Here is a 2,342-nt window from a genome sequence, read left to right on the forward strand (position 1 = left end):
CCGAGCAGGCCGAAGCTGAGAAGTTGGAGCCTGCCAAGACCGAGACGGTCAACGCCGAGACGTCCAAGCCGGAGTCCGTGAAGGCCGAATTTGCGAAGGTCGAGGCAACGGAGGTTGCGAAGAAGCCCGACATGGCCGCGACCGCAACGACCTCGGCGCAGCCCGCGGCAGCGGACGCGAAGAAGGACCAGACCCGCCTCGCCGAGCCGGCGCCTGCCGCCAGGCCGAAGCCGCCGAAACGCGCCGGCCAGATCGCGGTGTTCATCAGCCGCAAGGATTCCAAGATCTATGTGCGGCAGAATTTTGCGCCGCTGTTCGACGCACCCGTGACGATCGCGCCCAGCGATCGTCCGCTCGGCACGCACGTCTTCACCGCCGAAGTCGACAAGACCGATTCCAATGCCTTGCGCTGGTCGGTGGTGTCGCTGCCCGTCAGCGTCCGCTCCGTCGGACGCGAGAACGAGGGGCGCCATACGCGCCGGCAGCGCATGGCCGGTGCCATTCCGGTTGCCGCCAAGCCCGCGATCACGCCCGACAGCCCTGCCGAGGCGCTGGACCGCATCACGGTCCCCGCCGACGCCATGGCGAGAATCAACGAGATGCTGACCAGCGGCGGCTCCATCATCGTGTCGGACCAGGGCATCAATCAGGGCGAGACCGGCGAAGGCACCGACTTCATCGTCCGCCTGCGCTAACCCGATGGCGGCGTGCGCGTCACGCGATGTTGAGCGGGACGACAGATCGCGCGCGCTATGATGCGTGTTTCGGATCATGCTGGGGGCGAGACCGCCATGTTGGACCGCAGAAGTCTTGTCGGCGCGGCGCTCGCCACGATCACGGCACCGCAAGCCGGCGCCTTCGCGCAAGGCGCGATGAGCCGAATGTCCGCCTACGCGTTCTCCTTTCCGGCGCTGTCCGGCGAGGATATCCGGCTCGCTGCCTTCACCGGGCGACCGCTGATCATCGTCAACACGGCCTCGCTGTGCGGCTACACCCCGCAATATGCCGGGCTGCAGCAACTCTGGAGCGAGTTCCGCGGACGCGGCCTGACCGTCATCGGTGTGCCCTCCAATGACTTCGGCGGCCAGGAGCCGGGCGGCGTCACCGAGATCTCGGAGACCGCGCACAACCAATACGGCGTTACCTTCCCGATTGCGGCCAAGGCCGTCGTGGTCGGGCCGAACGCTCATCCCTTCTACAAATGGGCGGCGGAGGTCCGGCCGAAGGAGGTTCCGCGCTGGAACTTCCACAAATACCTGCTCGGGCGCGACGGCTATATCGCCGAAGTGTTTCCTTCCGCCGTCGAGCCGACCGACACCAGGATCAAGACCGCGGTCGCAAGGGCGCTGGCCGACAGCTGATCGCAAACGCAATTGGGCACAATTGGGGCGTCGCGCCAAACAGCCGTTGCAATGGCGGCGGCCCACCCTCTAGGCTAGTATGATCTGGGGCAGGAAGGGTTTGGCTGGCGACGAAAAAGCCGCGGCCAAACAACGGGATCAATCTCTCGAGGACAACAACATGCGTGTTGCGGCAGGACTGATTTTGGCGAGCGCGATGTCTCTCTGCATGGCGGGCGCCGCATGGTCGCAGACCCCGGCAGCGAAGCCGATCGCAGCGGCGGCAAGCGCGCCCGCGGCCGCAGCTGCCGCTCCGGCAGCGGCCGCTCCCGCGCCGCAAGCCGCCGCCGCGAATCCGCCTCCGCCGCAACAGGGGGCGCAGCCGGCGCGCGCGGCCTGCAACAACCCGAACGCGCTCGGCGTCGCCCGCACCGTCGAGATCGACACCACCGGCGGACCTGGCTTCGGCTTCGAGCACTTCAAGGAACTCGACTTCCTGCGCGACCACGAGGTGGTGCTGACCTTCGACGACGGCCCCTGGCCGCACAACACGCCTGCGGTGCTGAAGGCGCTCGCCGACGAATGCACCACCGGCATCTTCTTCCCGATCGGCAAGCACTCGACCTACGAGCCGGAGATCCTGAAGCAGGTCTACGCCGCCGGCCATACCATCGGCGCGCACACCTGGTCGCACGCCAATCTCAACAACAAGAAGCTCAACGAGCAGCAGCGCAAGGACGAGATCGAGAAGGGCTTTTCCGCGGTGAAATGGGCGCTCGGCGGCATCTCGCCCGCGCCATTCTTCCGCTTCCCGGCGCTGCAGCATCCGCCGGAGATGGTCACCTATCTCGGCAACCGCAACATCGCGATCTTCTCCTGCGACCTCGATTCCTTCGACTTCAAGGCTTCCAAGCCCGAGAAGGTGATCGACACCGTGATGAAGAAGCTCGACAAGCTCGGCAAGGGCATCATCCTGATGCACGACTTCCAGAAGCACACCGC

General features: G+C 66.1%; 2 protein-coding genes and 1 pseudogene. All 3 read left to right on the forward strand.

All coding sequences use genetic code 11. The features are described from left to right. Window positions 1-695: pseudogene (locus KGM94_RS24950) on the forward strand (L,D-transpeptidase); the annotation flags it as partial. Window positions 696-791: 96 nt separating this feature from the next. Further along, a complete protein-coding gene (locus KGM94_RS24955) occupies window positions 792-1,361 on the forward strand; it encodes a glutathione peroxidase (protein ID WP_300265339.1) in 570 nt (189 codons plus the stop codon). 160 nt (window positions 1,362-1,521) lie between these two features. Continuing rightward, on the forward strand, window positions 1,522-2,342 hold an 821-nt coding region (locus KGM94_RS24960), incomplete at its 3' end, for a polysaccharide deacetylase family protein (RefSeq protein ID WP_300265342.1).

Source organism: Bradyrhizobium sp., assembly GCF_028868675.1.
Taxonomy (GTDB): domain Bacteria; phylum Pseudomonadota; class Alphaproteobacteria; order Rhizobiales; family Xanthobacteraceae; genus Bradyrhizobium.